Below are 18,837 nucleotides of genomic sequence, written 5' to 3' on the forward strand. Positions count from 1 at the left end.
AACCACCGAATTATGTACTTAATCCAGGGATTGAAGGAATTATATCAATGTATTTTGCCATCGTTGCGATTGTAGCCCCAAAGTAAATATAAAGCATATATGTTTCAGAACCTGTTGAAGGGGCGAGTATATACAACGCAAATATTGCTGCGACGATAATTGCAGGAGTTGATGAACCTACTGCAAGAGTCATTGAACCAGTAAGCAAATAAGTTAACGAAAGAAAAACAACGCCCGCTATTAATACCGTTACCAATACACCGGAACTATTTCCCTTGAATGCTTTACCGTAAATAGTATTCATATCAATAAAATGGTCAATAATCTCTGCTAAAATATAAAATAACAGAGGAACTGCTGCAAAACCTGTAATGATTTCATTTCCAGAAACACTATTCTGCATTATGTACCAGAACAGACCTGCAAAACCCAAAGAGCAAAATATGATTTTTAAAATTTTATTAAAAGAGTTACTCTTTGGAATATTATTTGTAATATTTTTTATTGCGATAATATCCCTCTTTTATCTTTTTAATACATATATTGTACCAATTATCAAAATAATAGCTACAATTATAAATGTCTCATCAGGTACATGTGAGATGCCAAGACCTGCTTTTATTTCATGGAATTTTTCAAGTAACGCCTGACCACCTGTAAATAATACCGATGGTTCATATTCTTTAGCTAATTCTTCTAATTTTTTAGCGTTATTAGCAAGTGCTTCAGCTTCTTCAGTATATCCTTGTTCATACTTTTCAGCAGCCTGAGACCAGTAATCACCAGCAGGTTCATAGCAAGATGACGACAAATAAGTATATCTTTTTACATCTTCCGGATTATCTGTAGTTTTAGACTTTTGCAAATATTCTAAAGCTTTAGAATAGTCATCTATTGCGTTTTTAGATGCTATTTTAGCATCTTGATTTTGATAATATCCAGAATTTTGTTTATCTTCAACTACGTCCTTTTTCTGTTTAGTAGACTTTTCCGCCAAATCAAGTATTTCATTAATCCTTGTTCTATCGGATTCGGATATTGCCCCATCAGCCGTTAAATCTGCAATTTCTTGCTTATCTTCATTAGATATGGAATATTTTAAGTTATTAATTACAGAAATAAGTGGTTTGGTGATATACCATATTGGGACTTTAGAATATCCGTCATCCACGTCAGCGACGACTAAAAAATAGATTTCATATGTTTCAGTATTTTTATTATAAAGATAATTTAAAGCGGTTTGAACCTCGGAGTGTACACCCATATCTTTGAAATTACCGGGCGTTTGAGAAACTAATGAGCTTGAATTAGAATCTAGTCTTAAAACTACTGCCCTATAATCATCAGTTATAGTAACAGGCACTGGTTCTAAGTTGTTAGGCTGTCCAATAGCTACAAATCTATATTTTGAACTTGAATTATAAACGTGAGTACAACTTGCCCAGGTTCTTGAAATAATATCGGATGTTGCGCCGTTAGAATAACCAGCATAAGCTATTAATTCTAAATTATTAATATAATCTACTGGAAGCGATGCAGATGCACCATTAGTATAATATTTACCATTCTTTTCATTATTCCAAGCATCTAAAGATTTTAATTTAGTATTTATATTAATAGTTTTATCAAATTCTTCACTTTCACGAGTATATGTATGTCCATCTTCTGAAGTATGTGATGTTCTTTCAATCTTGTATAATTGAGCATTACCATGTACTTCAACAATTATTTCAAATTTTTTAACCTCTGCGTCCATTAATTCTTTTAATGTATCTCGATTAGGTATATTTGATATCATAGAATTAGCCTTTCCAATATATGGGTCAGGTGCTTTCATGGTTACATTATAATATACTTTGTGAATATCTTCTTCATGTTCTTCACAATCTTTCCATAATGTAGGAATATCATTTATCCTTTTTTCATTCCATTTTCTACCTGATGAATCCACCAAGTATATGGAAATATAATCAATATTAACGTAGGATTTATTTTCTGAACCCGTTATGGCTTCAGTTAATTCAACAGAAATTGGAAAAGCTGAAAAACCATAAATCTTTTCAGGTCCTTCAAGATTAATTATAACGTCTGATAAAGTACCTTCAGTTTTATAATTATAATTACAAATTGAACTATCTAATGTATTTCTTAATTCTAAAATATCTCTTGCAGATGCTTCTTCTGAATACTGCTTAAACCCTGCTATTTTTTGATAAGCTTCAGTATTGTTAATATAATTAGTATTGCTTACGTTTTTCTCACCCGTTACAACTGCAGCATCGGTATTATCTTTTCCTGTTGCCCAACGGTATACTGAATCAGCAACTATGGCACCACCTATGGCACATCCTGCCACAATTGCAAGAGGACCCCAAGCGGGTAATGTAACTACTGCAGCAACTGCAGTGACGACAGTTCCTGCTACAGCCAGCCCTGCCATACCACCTACTCCAACAGCAAGACCATCATCCATCCCAACATCATGACCGAAAACGTCAATAGCACATGCAGGTTGAATAAGAAGAAGAGAGATAAGGATACTAATTAATTTATAATGTTGATTTATCATTTTTTACCCCATTTCAAATATATTATTACAGCTCCAATAACTATAATTAAAATTCCTAAAATTATTAAATAATTATTAGAATCCATATTTATCGGTAAAAATGAGTTTTTAGAAATTGTTAATATTATATCTTCAGAACATATTAGTTCTGATTTTTCATTATCGTATATTTTTAAATTTAATTGATAATTTTCAAGTTCAAGTTTATCTGGAACTTTGAAAGGTAATTCTAAAGTTTTATTGACCCCTGGAGCAATTGAAAATGTTTTATTGATTGATTCATTGAAAAATTGACATTCTAAAGTCGAATAATAATATTTTACATTATCTGTAGGATTATATATTGCAAATTTTGCAGTTGTTACTTTTCCCAAATTACCAGTTAATTTATTTGTAATTAATTTTACGGGCTCTATTATCTCAATTGAATAATAAGATTTTACAGTTCCTGCTTTAGCAGTTAATTCGAGTATATAATTACCAGGTTCAGTTATTGGAACTTCAAAGCTACAATCACAATATTCAATAATATTATTACTAGAACTCCATACTTCAGAACCTTCAGAATTATATAATGATAATAATACTGAATAACTACTTCCCGATTGGTCTGTTATTTTTACATTATTATTACCTATTCCAAAAGTAGACATTTCTAAAAGGAAAGGTAATTCTAAAACTTCATAATTAATAGTTTCTAAATTAGTATATGCAGAACCTTCCAAATCTGTCGCAGTTAATTCAATAGTGAAAGTTCTTTGACCCCAAGATGATGGTGTTTTATATTCAATTTCTAAACTTTGAGGGTTTGAAATATCCCCTAATATATATGAACCGTCTGTAGTTTTTGGTAATATTTGAGTATTATAATATACTTTGGTTACATCCGCTCCTGAAACTCTTAACCGTGTAGAGTAAGCGTTTTTAATAGGTTCAAGGTCTAATTTTACTTTTGAAATAGAATTAGGATATATATTTTCTTCAAATTGTTTTGAAACCTGAAATAATGAAGTTTTAGGTGCTAATTCAGGATTTATGGTTGTATCATTTTGAATATTCAAAGTAGTTAAATAATCCCAATAACCTTCTTTTATAAATTTAAAAGAGTGTTCTCCAATAGGTATTGTGATTTTTAAATATCCGCCGTTATCAGTTGTTCCCAATAAATTAGAACCTTCATAAACGGAAACAGCAGGGATGGAATTAATCACCACAATCATTTCTGGAATAATTACATAACATGTAACTGTATCGTGGATTAAAGACGGTTCCGGCATTGTTGCAGTATATGTTACGGAATCGAAAACTAAGAAAGAACCATCTACACCTGCTCCTGAAGTACGTGTAGAGTAAGCGTGCAGATCGAAAATATTATTTTCTACATAAAAAGGAGAATCTATATAACCATGGGCAGTACCCTGGCTGGCACGCGAAGTAATCGCTTTACCATTCAAATTCATAGAACTTCGAACAGCAGTGTTAGTATCACCACAATAAGCTGCACCCATTGCATATGCAGTCTGTATTCTACTAGAATTGACATGTAGTGTAACAGCTCTTGCACCATTATTGCAGCTGTATGTTTTAGCGAATACTATAGAAACAGGTGTGGGTTTATCTTTTATGAAAACAGAGTATTCTCGGTTAAATGCGTAATTATTATTAGACTGAGAGAAATGCATACAAAAACGTGCTAAATCTTTTTCAGACGTAAAATATATGGTATTATTGTCAACTCCACTTACTACGGGAGTGTAAGCTGCAAAATCAAAAACAGATAGTGCAGAAGTAGTTTGTTCAGTAGTCATTTGTTCCTCAAGAACTAATTTATAATCTGAAACTGTGCAAGTTTCAGGAACCGTAATTGTAGCTGCAGAACATACCGAAGTTGAAATTAATAATATTAATAAAAATAAAAAAATTCTTTTCATTATATCACCGAATTAATTGCAAGTTCAAGAACTCTATAATCAGGTAATCGGTTCTTTTTTCTTTTAATTTCAATTATTTTTCTAAAAAATAAATCTTTTTGTTCAAGCGATAAATCAAGCTTTTTAGCTATTTTACCGCCGTTCATTTTAAGATTTTGAATATTTGAGCATTTTGCATTTTTTAAAATTATATTTGATTGCAAAGCTCCACAGTTAAAATTTTCATTATCAACGTTTACTGGTTGAAGTTCCCCAATGTAATCATTATTGTAAAACTCAACGGGGTTCATACAATAAGGACAAATATGTATCAAAAATAACACCTCGAAAATAAATATATTCATAAATTTCGATATAACAAAAATAGAGATAGATATTAGGAAATGAGCATCCTCATCATCGAAAAATCTCAGAGGAGAAAAGGCAAAACGGAGATTACAGTTTAATATGTGTTTAAAGTAATATATAAATATATCTATATATACCGATATAACCCTAAATACTAAGGTAAATTAACCATATTAAAGAATAAATCAGTCATATGGTGTACAATCGATTTATTAAGGATATTAACAAATAAAAATAATTACGTAATCGACTTAAAAACTAATAATAATTAACAGTTTAATCTATCGCTAAATTAAAAAATCGCAATAGAATATTTAACATTTATTTTATAGATTTATATAAAATGTTGAATTCTGGTGCACTTAAGATCCAGTCTCGTAGGAGTTCGAGGGTTCAAATCCCTTTCCCTGCACTAACTGATTTAGGAGTTTGATATTAAGTTATCAAGCTCCTTTTTCTATTTATGGAGTAATTTTTTAGGTATTGTACCATACCTATAGGACTGGATTTAATCCAGTAAGTAAATAGGTACAAATTCAGTTCAATAAAATTGAGACTTTGTTGTAAATGAATACTCATTTAGATAATATTCTCAAAAAAATTGAGTAAGTAATGGATAGTTTGCTTTTTTAGTATTGTTTATTATATTGGTTTATTTTTGTAACATAATTTTAATTTTTTCGAATCCTAAATTATAATATATAAGTTTTTCTGTTTTAATCGTTTAGAAACTAATTAATATATAAATTTACAACAAATTACTTGTTTAGCATTGAAAATAAAACAATTGAATTAATTAAGGATATTAAATAATAAATCTCTTTTTTAATCATTTTTTTTAATTTTCCTACATGTAAATGCTAAATATATTAAAATAGCAATCATAATACTTAATTTTTTTAGATATTTTATGAATGTTATAGCTAAAACTACGTAGTTTATCATTCTTTGTATATTCAAAGAATATGCACAAACTTAACATAATAATATTATAAATTCCTTAGAGGCATGAAATGATTAATAATAAAAGTAAAATAATTTTAGCAGTTTTTGCAATTATTTTTATGATTGCAATACCTGTTTCAGCTTTTGCTGAAGGAGAAACTGCCGAAGCTGGGGAAACTACTACTGATTCAATGGATAATACATTAATATCTGTTGAAAAAGTTGCAGTTCCTACAGCAGACGGAGTAGACAACGAAAATAATAATTACGACAAATACCAAATTAGTGAAATAACGGGAGAAGGTTCAGACTTTGAAACAACAATCAGTGAACTAGAACCCTTAATTTCAATTGAGTCAGCTAATCCAGCTCAAGGAGAAGCTAAATGGGTTGGTGTTCTCATTACTACAGATCAGGAAGTAACTTCATTAGCTGTTCAAACGCCTACAATGGATAGCTTTGGAAATCTTGGACAATCAGATATTGATGAAGCAGTTTCTGCAGGAGCGGAAGGAACCAGTACATTTGTATGGTGGTTAAAAGCTGAAAATATCGGAGAAGGTCAATATATTAAAATTAAATCCATAGATGATGAAACTGGAGCTAATGCAATTACATTAACTGTTAAATTTGCTCCAAAACCAGTTTCACCTGAAAAAGCAGTAGCTACAATCACCGGCGCAGGTACTCAGATAGCTGGCGTAACACCCGATGTATCAAAAGCAGGATATGTAACAGTTGATATGACTACAGCAACTGCTGAAGAATTAGATACAACTGCAGCGGGACAACAATACCCTAACTTTGATAATACCCAGGCAACTTGCCCAGTATGGCTTGGTTTAGTTGTACCAATGGTAGAAGGTGCTACAAAAGCAGTTTTATTAAATGGTGACGAAGAAGATTACTATGATGAAAATAATGGAATCTTTTACGTTTCAGTTGGTGAAAGAACAACTGCTGACGGTCAACCAAGTGAAAATCAGGCAGACTATAATAAGTTTGTATTAAATGAAGAAAATGAAATTATAGACTATACATTTGAATTCTATGATGCTAATGATAAATTAATAAGCATAAAAACATTAGATGTTAAGGTTATTTCAGAAAAAACACCTGCTGAAGCTACCTTAGAAGGTGCAGGTACTCAGATAGCTGGCGTAACACCTGATGTATCAAAAGCAGGATATGTAACAGTTGATATGACTACAGCAACTGCTGAAGAATTAGATACAACCTCAGCAGGACAGGTATACCCTAACTTTGATAGCACTCAGGCAACTTGCCCAGTATGGCTTGGTTTAGTTGTTAATATGCCAGAAGGCGCTACAAAAGCAGTTTTATTAAATGATGACGAAGAAGATTACTACGATGAAAATACAGGAATTTTCTATGTTACCGTTGGTGAAAGAACAACTGCTGATGGTCAACCAAGTGAAAATCAGGCAGACTATAATAAGTTTGTACTTGGAGAAAATAGTATTACTAAATATACGTTCAAATACTATGATGAAAATGGACTTATGAGCGTACAAACATTAGATGTTAAGGTTATTTCAGAAAAAACACCTGCTGAAGCTACAATCACCGGCGCAGGTACTCAGATAGCTGGCGTAACACCTGATGTATCAAAAGCAGGATATGTAACAGTTGATATGACTACAGCAACTGCTGAAGAATTAGATACAACTGCAGCGGGACAACAATATCCTAACTTTGATAATACCCAGGCAACTTGCCCAGTATGGCTTGGTTTAGTTGTACCAATGGTAGAAGGTGCTACAAAAGCAGTTTTATTAAATGGTGACGAAGAAGATTACTATGATGAAAATAATGGAATCTTTTACGTTTCAGTTGGTGAAAGAACAACTGCTGACGGTCAACCAAGTGAAAATCAGGCAGACTATAATAAGTTTGTATTAAATGAAGAAAATGAAATTATAGACTATACATTTGAATTCTATGATGCTAATGATAAATTAATAAGCATAAAAACATTAGATGTTAAGGTTATTTCAGAAAAAACACCTGCTGAAGCTACCTTAGAAGGTGCAGATACACAATTAAAAGGCGTAACTCCTGATGTATCAAAAGCAGGATATGTAACAGTTGATTTAACAACATCTACATTAAAAGATTTAAATGAAACTGCCGCAGGACAGATATACCCTGGATTTGATGGCACTCAAACAACTTGCCCAGTATGGCTTGGTTTAGTTGTACCAATGGTAGAAGGTGCTACAAAAGCAGTTTTATTAAATGGTGACGAAGAAGATTACTACGGAGCAAACGGAGTTTTCTACGTATCAACAGGTACCAAAACAACTGCTGACGGTCAACCAAGTGAAAATCAGGCCGATTATATAAAATTCGTACCATATGAAGAAAATAGCATTACTAAATATACGTTTAAATTCTATGACGAAAATGGACTTATGAGCGTACAAACATTAGATGTTAAGGTAATAAGTGAAGGAATTGTAGATAAATTTGTTGAAGAAACTATTGGGGATAAAAAAATTGACTGTCCATCAACAGGGACTATCAATACAACTCCAATATATGAAAATGAAGAATTCAACGTTTCAGAAATAAGCTTTGGAGACGAAGATGACTTATACATTCCTTTAGTTAAAGATATAAAAGTGCCTGCAAACACTTTGGCTAAGATTGAAAAATTAAACAAGCAAGCTGAAGAAATAATGGGTAAAAAAGTATCTACAAAAGAAGATGTTGAAGAAATATTAAATAATTCATTAAATAACATAACTGAAGTATTAAATGACGGATTCACAGTTTCAGACTTTAAGTATAATGCTGAACAAGAAGGTAATACTGTAAATTCAAAACTTACATTTAAAGCATTGAATGATGGTTCAAAAGGATTAACAATCATCAGATTGCCAACCGGTAATTTAAAATTAGATGAAATTACAGTAGATACAGGTTCTGAAATCGTTAGTTTAAAAGAGAAAGACTTTAAAAGTACTATAGGATGGTACAGAATATTAAATAACGGTGTTGTAGAATTAACACTTGTAAAGGACCCAGTTATTACATTAAAGCTTACTTCCGCCCTCCCAGTGAGTGATTCAAGCTCCAGTTCATCCAGAAGTAGTGGAGGCGGTGGTCATCACAGTACCTCAGATTCAATTACAACAAGTAGTATGATTTCAGGTTCAAAAATAGTTTATGCAAATCTCGATAAAGACTATGCAAAATCATTAAAAAGTTCAGTTTGCGAATGTACAGAAGGTCTTAAAATAGACGATGATACAATTATCGTTGGCGGTCCTTTGGCAAACGCATTAACAAAAGAATATATGAACCAATTCCCAGTTTCAATTACAAATTCAAACCCTGGAGAAAATAAAGGTATCATACAAATGATGACTATTAAGTCAGAAGGAACTGGTATAGTAACTGAATACAACATTGTATTACTTGCTGGTTCAGATAGATTCGGTACACAAGCTGCCGTAGAATACTTTAAAACACTTGAAGAAGTTCCTGAAGAACCTATTTATGTAGAATGGGTTGATGGAGAAGCTAAAAAAGTTAACTAAATATATTTACCATATAATTATTTCTTTTTTATTTCTTTTTTATATATATTAATATCATAATTTATCAAAAAATCCAATTTAATCCAATAATATCTTTTTTAAGAATAATAAATTATTTTCATTTTTAAGATTTTTAAAAAATATGAATAGAATAACATACTACAAGATTGACTATTTATTTAAAAAATATACGTACTGAATACATTTTTGGCATTTAACATAAACCATTATATTATATAATAGATAAAGGGCAATAAATTTACTATTCGACAATTTATCAAAGTTATTACGAATAAATGACTAATAAAATTAATAAAATAATCATAATAATATTCATTTTTTCCTTATTTTATTATAAAAATACGTTATTTACCAATCCCTAGATATTACAAAATATCTTAATAATACAAAAATAAATAACAATATAATTTCCCAGGGGTATAATATGTCCAACAATAAAAGTAGGTTGATAACAACTGTTTTTGCAATTATTTTTATGATTGCCATACCTGTTTCAGCTTTTGCGGAATTAGAAACTACTACAACTAAAAATAATACAATTATAGCCAATTTTGTACCAACTGGTACTATGGAGATAGCCCCTGAAAGTGCGGGCGATGCTGCAGGCAAAGTGTTTGTAGAGTATAAATTAGTAGCAGATACAAATGATATTTCGTTAGCATTTGATAATGCAGAATACATTAAATACAGTATAAACGAAAGAGAATGGCATAATATAGCACCAGATGACGACGCGACTTTATGGCTTGATGTGGAGTTTGAAAATTGTGTAATACATTATAAAGCAAAAACGATCGATGGTAACATATACACTACGACAATAGATTGGAATAAAGAATTAAAACAAGCTACTTGGTCCGCCACTGGCGAAAAAATGGACCTTAAGGGGTTAATATTTGTAGAACATATCTTATTATACGGGGAAGAAAAAATACCTCTTAAAAAAGACGATGTTAAGTTAGTAGCTGTCAAAAAAGAAGGTAAATGGGTAAATTTAATATTGGATAACTATGAAAATTTATGGTTTAATGAAGCCAAAAATACTGGGGACTACGAATATATTGTAATTACAAATGATAATTTGATATACAAAGCTACATTAAATTGGAATAAAAGTTTAGTTTCTGGTTTGAAAGTAGTTTATGCAAAAAATGATAAAGACCATGCAAAATCATTGAAAAATTCAGCTATCCAATGTACTGAAGATCTTAAAATAAAAAGCAGTACAATTCTCGTTGGCGGTCCTTTGACAAACGCATTAACAAAAGAATATATGAACCAATTCCCCGTGTCAATTACAAATTCAAACCCTGGAAAAAATAAAGGTACCATACAAATGACTAACATTAAATCAGCAAAAAATGATTTAGTAGCTGAATATAATATTGTATTACTGGCGGGTTCCGATAGATATGGGACACAAGCTGCCGTAGAATACTTTAAAACACTTGAAGAAGTTCCTGAAGAACCCATAACTGTTCTTTATACATCCGATGGACCATTATTAGACGAATAATTAATAAAATTACTAAAAAAGTGAACTAATTATTATTAATATATTATTATTGGTATATTATTATTGGTATATTATTATTGGTATATTATTATTGGTATATTACTATTTTTTGTATAATTATTTCCTTTTTATTTCTTTTATTTTTAGATTAATAGTGTAATTTATCAAAAAATTCTTTACAACTTGTTATATTATTGTCTTTTTTAAAATAGTAGTAATTAATTGTAGCAGGGTCGTTTATAAGCCCATTTGCATAAGTATATTAAAAGATACCGCTAGCAATAGTAATAATAAATATATGATTATTTTATTATTTTTCATAGTATCCCCATACATTATAAATTTTTCATTTATCTATTTATTTGATTATTTAATTAATTGGATAAATAATTGATTATCTAAACTTAGATTTAGAGTGGTATGATCTAATCATTAATATCATTTTTTTTATAAAAAGAATAATTCAATTAAATCTAAAATAATACATCAATAATGTAATATATTAATAACGCAAATATTAAAATAAAAATAAAATAAAATCTTATAAAGTATAACATATTAATTTAAAACTAAATAGTGATATTCATTAATATATTCATTAACATAATCCATTTATAAAAATTTATAACCTAGTTATTAAAATGAAGGTGATATTATGGTTTCTGTATCTATAATTGGTGGTACGGGATATACTGGTTCAGAATTACTTAGATTACTTGCAAATCATTCAAAAATTGAAGAAATAGAGCATATTACATCGCGAAAAGAATCTGGAAATAGTATTTTAAAAATACATCCACATTTAAAATCTATGGGCTATGATAACCTATGTTTTGAGGATATTGCCCTCGATAAAATCGATAGTGATGTTGTATTTTGTGCAACCCCTCACGGTGCCTCTATGAATATAGTACCTCAATTACACGAAAAAGGAATTAAAGTAATTGATTTAAGTGGAGATTACAGATTCGAAGACATCACCATGTACGAGGAATGGTATAATTTAAAACATACTGGAAAATTAAATGCAGTATATGGTTTACCGGAATTACACAGGGATTTAATAAAAAAAGCAGATTTAATAGCAAATCCAGGCTGTTTCCCGACTGGTGCCATATTATCAATTGCGCCTCTTGTAGATAAGGGAATTATTGAAGAAAGGGTTATTTTTGACTCTAAAACAGGCGTTAGTGGTGCAGGAGTGGAACCAAGCCAAACTACACATTACCCTAATGTAAACGAAAATATAAAGCCTTATAAGATAACTAGTCACAGACATACCCCGGAAATAGAAAAAGAACTAAATAAATTAGTGGAAATTTCCAATAAACCGGTTAAAGTATCTTTCACCCCACATTTAGCTCCCTTTACCAGGGGTATATTAACTACTGCACATACGTATTTAAAAGAAAATAGTTTAGGCATATCTAAAGAGGAAATCGTAGACATATATGCAAAATTCTATAAAAACGAACATTTTGTTAGAGTTTATGATGACGAAATGGTTTCATTGACCGGCGTTAGAGGAAGTAACTTCTGTGATATCGCAGGCTTTGAAATCGATAGAAACGGTAGATTAGTAATGGTATCAGCCATAGATAACTTAGTAAAAGGTGCTAGTGGTCAGGCCATCCAAAATATGAATATAATAATGGGTTTTGATGAAAAAGAGGGTATAAACTATTGCGGTTTAAAACCTTAAAAGTAGTTAAAATTAAAAATAGAAAATATATGATGGGAAATATCCAATTATATGCCTAGTATGAAAATACAATTAAATTATTTATTTTTTAAATTATTTATTTAAGTTATTTATTTAAGTTATTTATTTAATTTTATTTTTTTAGTAATATTACTTAGTTTTAAGTTTAATTCTTAGCAGTTTTTCCCACTTTTGAATCTAATGTTATTATTTCCGTATTTTCGGGCAGTGAATGAAGTACTCTTTTAACATCAAATCTACCGGCTGAAGAATGCTTTGAATCAACAATTATTCCAATTTTCTTTAGATAATTGTAAGTAAGCGTATTTTTACCATGTATATATATTTCCCCTAGATCTTCTACAGTATTTACGTCTATTGACATATAAAATGATGGTACTATCGAAATTTTTACTTCCTTGGAATTAGCTTCTTCCAAATGCTTTACATAACTAAATCCTTCAAATTTTGGAGAAATGCAAGTTTTTGGGCTCATTAATAATAAATTAGTGCCACCGCCCCTAGAAGGACATATCAATATCGAACTTTTATTTGAATTATTGTCCGTATCATATGTAAAAGTATTTAATATACTTTTTAAATCCTCATTTTTTATTAAAGGAATGTCTGCAGGGGCTATTAATACAGAATCTTCCTTCACATAATTTATTGCATAATTCACAGCGTCATTTAAATTATTTATTTCAGGGGGCTCTTTTATTGGGACTATGCCATATTCAGAAAACTCATTTAAAACTTCATTGTCCTTACTTATTATATAACAAGTATCACATATGGGGCTTACTTTTTCATAAGTATCCATAATCATGGTTTTTATAAGTTCTATTCGCTCTTTTGGAGTTAGAAACTCTTTTAATCTTGTCTTAACGCTTGAAAGTGGAGATACAGGTATTATTGCTGCAATCATAATATCACAAATAAGTATTTGATATACCGCATTTTTATTATTTTTTATTATTTTTATTGTAATTAAATTATATGGTAGCTAAATTATGCTTGATTGGAATTATAGTAATTACATAAATATTATTTTTAAACTATAAATATCTATTCAAATAATTGTGTTAAAAATTAAAAAAAAAGCAGAATAACCAAAATAATCAAGAATTATACTAAAATAAACTTATTTTAAAACACTTGATTTTATAAAAATATAGGATTAAGAATTAATACTTGTCTAATTATTAAATGAACATTGTTGCATTAGCAAAGGCACTCATATCCCCTGTTTCTCCGTGTCCGGGTAATATATTTACTATTTTTTTAGAGTATGCAACTCTTTCAAGTTTATTTATGGAATCCCTTAGTTCAGCAATGTTTCCCGTAGGTAAATCATGCCTACCGACACCATAAGCAAATAATGTATCGCCAGTTATTAAATTATCCCCATATATCAAACTTAAACCGCCTTCTGTATGTCCCGGTGTTTCGATAAATTCGATGTTTGCTTCTTTTAATTGCTCTTCTACCTCATTTATGACCAGTATATTTTTTGGAGGTACCATATCAACTCCGAATAATCTACTGACGGTTACAGTATCCACATTCTTTAAATGAAGCAAATCTTTTGGACCTATTATTACAGGAGCATTGTAAGCCTCTTCAAATAAGTAATCACTACCTGCATGATCGTAATGACAATGAGTGTTTACAATATAATCTATTTTATTAGTATATTTTGAGATTTCTTGCCTTAAATTTTCGAAATTACTCGGAGTACCTGGGTCCACCAAAATAGACAGCTTATCAACTATCAAATAACTATTACTATCGTATCCAATACCATTTAACCGTACAATCATTAAATCACCTTAAATGAATACAATCGCCAACTTCAATCAATTTTATACCCAAATCAGAATTTGTATCCAAATATAAACCGTTAAAATCAATATTTACAACTTTTCCAGTTAATTCTTTATCATTTAATACTATTCTTACATTTTTATTTAGAGTTTCTGAATTTAATTTATAGTTGTTAATCAAATCTTCCGAATTCATATTCAAATAATTGTTAAAATTCGATAATAGTCTTGTAAGGAATAGATTTTTATCGATTTGTTGCTTTTCCGTATTTTCAAACATTTGATTTAAAGATATCGCTTTATAATCATTTTTAATATTTTCCAAAGAATTGTTTAAATTTACACCTATTCCGATTATAATATAATTTTCCTTAATATTTAATTCGGACAATATACCACAGATTTTACAATTATTAAGCAATATATCATTTGGCCATTTTATAGAATAACTTATGCCATCTGAATTATTAAAAGCACTGGAAAATTCCTTTAAAGTAGTTAAAACACTTAAAGAAGCTATAAAATTAGAATGCTCGATTGCTTCAAATTTTGATATATCCAATACGATGGATAAATAAAGTCCGCCTTTCTCAGACACCCAACTCCTATTCAATCTACCTTTACCGTCTGTTTGAGTGTTTGATAGGACTATAAAATTGTTATGACCATTTTTTGCTAAATTGTGACCTATCATATTAGTAGAATTTACTGTATCGTATTTAAAAACTTTAAATTTCAAAAATATCCCTTAATCATATCCTATTGTATTTTATTATATTCTATTATATTCTATTATATTCTATTATATTCTATGGTATTTCATTATAGTGTAGTGTATTACATCATAGTATAATATATTATATTAAAAATTATTAATTAGAAATTTTCAATTGTATTTAATATCATATTGTCAATACTTACATTTTTGATAATTTCAGGAGAAATATAGATTTCGTTTTCCTTATCCTTTTTAACTTTGCCGATAATCAGCACGATATCGTCTTTTTCAAATTCGTTCATTATTTTAGATATTCCTTTGAAACCTACGATCCTAACCTCTTCAGTTAAATCGTCAATTGTGTAAGCGGAAAATTCCTTAACTAAATTTGTATATTTAGACGAAATAATCCCATAAAGGACTACTCTAGTTATTTTACCGTATTTCTCACTTTCTATGTAATTAGATTCCCATTGCCCCGAAGTTTCAATATAATTACCATTCTTGATTTCGGAAATTGGCAATCTTATGCCTACCGACCTTGTTAGTGCCATTACATCACCAGTATGTATATTTATAAATATATGGTTATTAACAGTTTTTTATTTTAGATATATATTCTTCAATTATTTGACTATTTTTTCCAATTTCACGGCTTATTTTTGAAGTATTGTTGGAATAAATTACATATCCCCTAGGAGTTAATTTGAGTATTCCAAAAATCATTATCACATCGTCTTTTTCGTGATGACCTTCAACTTTAGAAACTATTATTTCGCCAGTTTCGTCGTATACTTTCAATTTTTTTCCTTTATAATCTACAAGTTTTACGGTACCCAAAAGTGCAACGGAACTATCAATATCTTTTAATTCGTCTATTTTTTGTAATTTATACATCTTCTCACTTTTCTATAGTTAAATATCTTTTTAATTCATCTACAGGATTTGAAGGGTGCCAGAATTTAGATTGAAATATCGTTTCGTCGAAATAATCATTATGTTTAGCATATCCTGAAACTACAATATCCAAACCCATTAATTTTTTATTTAATAATTCCAAAATATTTTCATCATCAATTACCATTTTTTTAAGGTCTTTGAAGTCTAAAAAATCATTTTCATCGTTTAACGTTACCCGTATAGTTCCTGTACCATCATCTAATGTAACATTTACTAAAAATACCCATTTTAAATCTTCAGCTTCTTCATCTATCTTTTTACCACATTTACAAACAGCATAACCTTTTTTTAACACCATTTTCTTCTTACAATCTTCACAGAGTGGGAAATATGGTTCTTTTGTATGTAAGGCTACAATTAAACCCCTTAATTCAGTATTGTCTCCTTCACGTAAGTCAGCTATGGTTTTCCTAGAAGAGGAAGATGACGAACCACCGTTAGCTAAAAGCTCATTTAAACTCGGCAAATTACTTTTTATCTTAATTAAATTTCCAGAATTGGTTATTTTTAAATGTATTCTATTATTATATAATTTAGGGGCTTCTGCATCTTTTATCAATATAGAATCGCCCACAACTACGTCTTTTAATAGAGAACGTTGATTACCCCAAAGTGATAATAATCCTTTTCGAGTACCGTCGTTTACCACAACGTTTATCACTTTTGTCCCTCGAACTTCTGACTCATCAAATATTCTTTCCACTCGAACGATGGTATTTATTTCTATCATTTTTTCTAAAATATCGCCAAGTTTTATGGTATCACATTCTGAAACATCTAAATTAGTTTTGAAAGTTAAATTATTGGCATTATCTTCATCTTTGTCCATATTATTTTTATCAATACCATTATTCTTTATCTTATCCTGCCCTTCTTCATTATTTGTGGCATTAGATGATTGATTTACATTATCTTGCGTACTTTGTAGTTTTTGAGTATTTTGAGTTTGCTCAATTTTTTCCGACTTTAAAAGTTCATCTAAATTTTTGCCAATACCGCTTGACATCTTATTCACCAGGGGATATTTTAATTACAAATATCGATTATTTCATAAAATTAGTTTTCAAAAATATTTAAGCTTAATTATTATCGTATCTATGATATATTGTGATTTTAATCATTTTTATGTATTTTTATTTAATTTTACATAAAATAGTAACAATATATAAAAATTAAGTTATTTTTTACGAATATTTCATTATTAAATAGATTTTATACATTTATTTATTTTATATATTATTTATATATTAGCATATATTAGCATATATTAGCATATATTGTTATAAAAATAGGTAATTGTAAAACATAAAAACATAAATATTTACATGCTGTAGTATATAGATATAAGATATAGTGAGATATGTATTTGAATAATTCATTTATAAAAAGTCCAAAAAATGTTTTGGTAAAGTGTGTGCGTGGTGAAATTATGATAGGTAGCCCATTATCATCCAATTCTAAAAAATTACTACTTTTAGGAAGTGGGGAATTAGGCAAGGAAGTTATTATTGAAGCTCAAAGGTTTGGTATTGAATGTATAGCAGTTGATAGTTATCAAAATGCCCCTGCAATGCAAGTTGCACATAAAAATTACGTAATTGATATGAAAGACTTTGATGGCTTAGTTGAACTCATAGAACGAGAAAAGCCTGACTATATAGTACCCGAAATAGAAGCAATAAATACAGATGCACTTGTTGAAATGGAAAGTAAAGGTTTTAATGTTGTACCCACTGCAAAAGCTACTAAATTAACCATGGATAGAGAAGGAATAAGAAGACTTGCATCTGAAGACTTAGGCTTAAAAACTGCAAAATATGAATTTGCAGAAAGTTTCGAAGAATTGAAAGAAGCAGTTGCAAAGATAGGGATTCCGTGTGTTGTAAAACCAATCATGTCATCTTCAGGTAAGGGACAATCTACAATAAAATCCGAAGAAGACATTGAAAAAGCCTGGAAAATTGCTCATGAATCAGCAAGGGGATTGGGAAGTAAAGTAATCGTTGAAGAATTCGTCAAATTTGATTATGAAATAACACTTTTAACGGCTCGAACCGCTTTTGGAACGAAATTCTGTGAACCAATAGGTCATGTTCAAATTGATGGAGATTATCACGAAAGCTGGCAACCGCATAAAATGTCAGAAATTGCTAAAAAAGACGCTGAAGCTATGGCTAAAAAAATAACTGACGAATTAGGAGGTTATGGTATTTTTGGCGTAGAAATGTTTATAAGAGGCGATGAAGTCATATTCAGTGAAGTTTCACCACGACCTCATGATACTGGAATGGTTACAATGGTAACTCAAAATATGAGTGAATTCGAAATTCATGTTCGTTCAATATTGGGATTACCCGTGCATATTGAACTTTTAAAAGAAGGTGCGAGTCACGTAATAAAATCAGAAGTTAAAAAATACGCTCCTGCATATATGGGTGTTGAAAAAGCACTAGAGGATCCAGACTGTAAAATAAGATTATTTGGAAAACCACTTGCTAAAATAGGTAGAAGAATGGGTGTAGCATTGGTTACAGGCAATAATACCGATGAAGCGAGAGCAAAAGCCGAAAATTGCGCTCACAATGTAAAAATAGAGTAAAATAAGTATCATAATCATAGTATTAATTGCATAAAAATAGAATAATATTTTTTTAAATTATTTTTTAGTATTTCCATTTTTTTAAATGTTAAGTAAAATAAATTAAAAATAGATTAAATAGATTAAATAGATTAAA

At 29.7% G+C, this 18,837-nt stretch carries 14 protein-coding genes; 4 read left to right on the forward strand and 10 right to left on the reverse strand.

Annotated elements, in window-relative coordinates; all coding sequences use genetic code 11:
• Nucleotides 1-10: 10 nt before the first annotated feature.
• The 4 genes from J2127_RS04965 to J2127_RS04980 all read right to left on the reverse strand — a co-directional run bounded on the left by J2127_RS04965 (nucleotide 11) and on the right by J2127_RS04980 (nucleotide 4,823).
• A complete protein-coding gene (locus J2127_RS04965) occupies nucleotides 11-433 on the reverse strand; it encodes a hypothetical protein (RefSeq protein WP_245326468.1) in 423 nt (140 codons plus the stop codon).
• A gap of 90 nt (nucleotides 434-523) precedes the next feature.
• The gene (locus J2127_RS04970; RefSeq protein WP_209732460.1) at nucleotides 524-2,569 is read right to left on the reverse strand and encodes a hypothetical protein; all 2,046 of its coding nucleotides are present in this window, start codon (nucleotides 2,567-2,569) and stop codon (nucleotides 524-526) included.
• Nucleotides 2,566-4,500, reverse strand: a complete 1,935-nt coding sequence (locus tag J2127_RS04975; RefSeq protein WP_209732461.1) for a hypothetical protein — start codon at nucleotides 4,498-4,500, stop codon at nucleotides 2,566-2,568. The genes J2127_RS04970 and J2127_RS04975 overlap by 4 nt, the downstream gene beginning before the upstream one ends.
• Complete coding sequence (locus tag J2127_RS04980) at nucleotides 4,500-4,823, reverse strand: hypothetical protein (RefSeq protein WP_348635416.1); 324 nt, start codon at nucleotides 4,821-4,823, stop codon at nucleotides 4,500-4,502. Before J2127_RS04980 ends, J2127_RS04975 begins: the two co-directional genes overlap by 1 nt.
• A 1,038-nt stretch (nucleotides 4,824-5,861) precedes the next feature.
• On the opposite strand from J2127_RS04980, the gene J2127_RS04985 reads away from it, so the two are divergent.
• The 3 genes from J2127_RS04985 (at nucleotide 5,862) to argC (ending at nucleotide 12,598) form a co-directional block, all read left to right on the forward strand.
• Complete coding sequence (locus J2127_RS04985) at nucleotides 5,862-9,359, forward strand: hypothetical protein (RefSeq protein ID WP_209732463.1); 3,498 nt, start codon at nucleotides 5,862-5,864, stop codon at nucleotides 9,357-9,359.
• A 445-nt stretch (nucleotides 9,360-9,804) separates the two neighbouring features.
• Nucleotides 9,805-10,896, forward strand: a complete 1,092-nt coding sequence (locus tag J2127_RS04990; RefSeq protein ID WP_209732464.1) for an S-layer protein — start codon at nucleotides 9,805-9,807, stop codon at nucleotides 10,894-10,896.
• A gap of 655 nt (nucleotides 10,897-11,551) precedes the next feature.
• Nucleotides 11,552-12,598: an N-acetyl-gamma-glutamyl-phosphate reductase gene (gene argC, locus J2127_RS04995; protein WP_209732465.1), complete on the forward strand. Its 1,047-nt coding sequence runs from the start codon at nucleotides 11,552-11,554 to the stop codon at nucleotides 12,596-12,598.
• 166 nt (nucleotides 12,599-12,764) lie between these two features.
• Here the strand turns inward: argC and cofC are convergent, their stop codons facing one another.
• From cofC to J2127_RS05025, 6 genes are all read right to left on the reverse strand, one after another.
• Nucleotides 12,765-13,526 carry a 2-phospho-L-lactate guanylyltransferase gene (cofC, locus tag J2127_RS05000; protein WP_209732466.1) on the reverse strand — a complete coding sequence of 254 codons (762 nt, stop codon included), beginning with the start codon at nucleotides 13,524-13,526 and terminating at the stop codon, nucleotides 12,765-12,767.
• Between the two features lie 277 nt (nucleotides 13,527-13,803).
• Complete coding sequence (locus J2127_RS05005; RefSeq protein ID WP_209732467.1) at nucleotides 13,804-14,421, reverse strand: MBL fold metallo-hydrolase; 618 nt, start codon at nucleotides 14,419-14,421, stop codon at nucleotides 13,804-13,806.
• 4 nt (nucleotides 14,422-14,425) lie between these two features.
• Nucleotides 14,426-15,163 carry a biotin--[acetyl-CoA-carboxylase] ligase gene (locus J2127_RS05010; protein ID WP_209732468.1) on the reverse strand — a complete coding sequence of 246 codons (738 nt, stop codon included), beginning with the start codon at nucleotides 15,161-15,163 and terminating at the stop codon, nucleotides 14,426-14,428.
• A gap of 137 nt (nucleotides 15,164-15,300) precedes the next feature.
• Nucleotides 15,301-15,696, reverse strand: coding sequence for an OB-fold nucleic acid binding domain-containing protein (locus J2127_RS05015; protein WP_209732469.1), 396 nt, complete (start codon nucleotides 15,694-15,696; stop codon nucleotides 15,301-15,303).
• 37 nt (nucleotides 15,697-15,733) lie between these two features.
• Nucleotides 15,734-16,039 carry a hypothetical protein gene (locus J2127_RS05020; RefSeq protein ID WP_209732470.1) on the reverse strand — a complete coding sequence of 102 codons (306 nt, stop codon included), beginning with the start codon at nucleotides 16,037-16,039 and terminating at the stop codon, nucleotides 15,734-15,736.
• A 4-nt stretch (nucleotides 16,040-16,043) separates the two neighbouring features.
• The gene (locus J2127_RS05025; protein WP_209732471.1) at nucleotides 16,044-17,108 is read right to left on the reverse strand and encodes a DNA-binding protein; all 1,065 of its coding nucleotides are present in this window, start codon (nucleotides 17,106-17,108) and stop codon (nucleotides 16,044-16,046) included.
• Between the two features lie 423 nt (nucleotides 17,109-17,531).
• Between J2127_RS05025 and purT the strand changes: the two genes are divergently transcribed.
• Entirely contained in the window at nucleotides 17,532-18,701 is a 1,170-nt protein-coding gene (gene purT / locus J2127_RS05030) for a formate-dependent phosphoribosylglycinamide formyltransferase (protein ID WP_209732472.1), read from the forward strand.
• Nucleotides 18,702-18,837 lie beyond the last annotated feature (136 nt).

It is taken from the genome of Methanococcus voltae, from assembly GCF_017875395.1.
Taxonomy (GTDB): Archaea; AGJL01; Methanococci; order Methanococcales; family Methanococcaceae; genus Methanococcus; species Methanococcus voltae_C.

Bases quoted from the DNA above. Each gene is read 5' to 3' on its own strand.
- J2127_RS04970 (WP_209732460.1), bottom strand. From the start codon at position 2,569: ATGATAAATCAACATTATAAATTAATTAGTATCCTTATCTCTCTTCTT.
- J2127_RS04990 (WP_209732464.1), top strand. From the start codon at position 9,805: ATGTCCAACAATAAAAGTAGGTTGATAACAACTGTTTTTGCAATTATT.
- purT (WP_209732472.1), top strand. From the start codon at position 17,532: ATGATAGGTAGCCCATTATCATCCAATTCTAAAAAATTACTACTTTTA.
- J2127_RS04985 (WP_209732463.1), top strand. From the start codon at position 5,862: ATGATTAATAATAAAAGTAAAATAATTTTAGCAGTTTTTGCAATTATT.
- J2127_RS04975 (WP_209732461.1), bottom strand. From the start codon at position 4,500: ATGAAAAGAATTTTTTTATTTTTATTAATATTATTAATTTCAACTTCG.
- cofC (WP_209732466.1), bottom strand. From the start codon at position 13,526: ATGATTGCAGCAATAATACCTGTATCTCCACTTTCAAGCGTTAAGACA.
- argC (WP_209732465.1), top strand. From the start codon at position 11,552: ATGGTTTCTGTATCTATAATTGGTGGTACGGGATATACTGGTTCAGAA.
- J2127_RS05005 (WP_209732467.1), bottom strand. From the start codon at position 14,421: ATGATTGTACGGTTAAATGGTATTGGATACGATAGTAATAGTTATTTG.
- J2127_RS05015 (WP_209732469.1), bottom strand. From the start codon at position 15,696: ATGGCACTAACAAGGTCGGTAGGCATAAGATTGCCAATTTCCGAAATC.
- J2127_RS05020 (WP_209732470.1), bottom strand. From the start codon at position 16,039: ATGTATAAATTACAAAAAATAGACGAATTAAAAGATATTGATAGTTCC.
- J2127_RS05025 (WP_209732471.1), bottom strand. From the start codon at position 17,108: ATGTCAAGCGGTATTGGCAAAAATTTAGATGAACTTTTAAAGTCGGAA.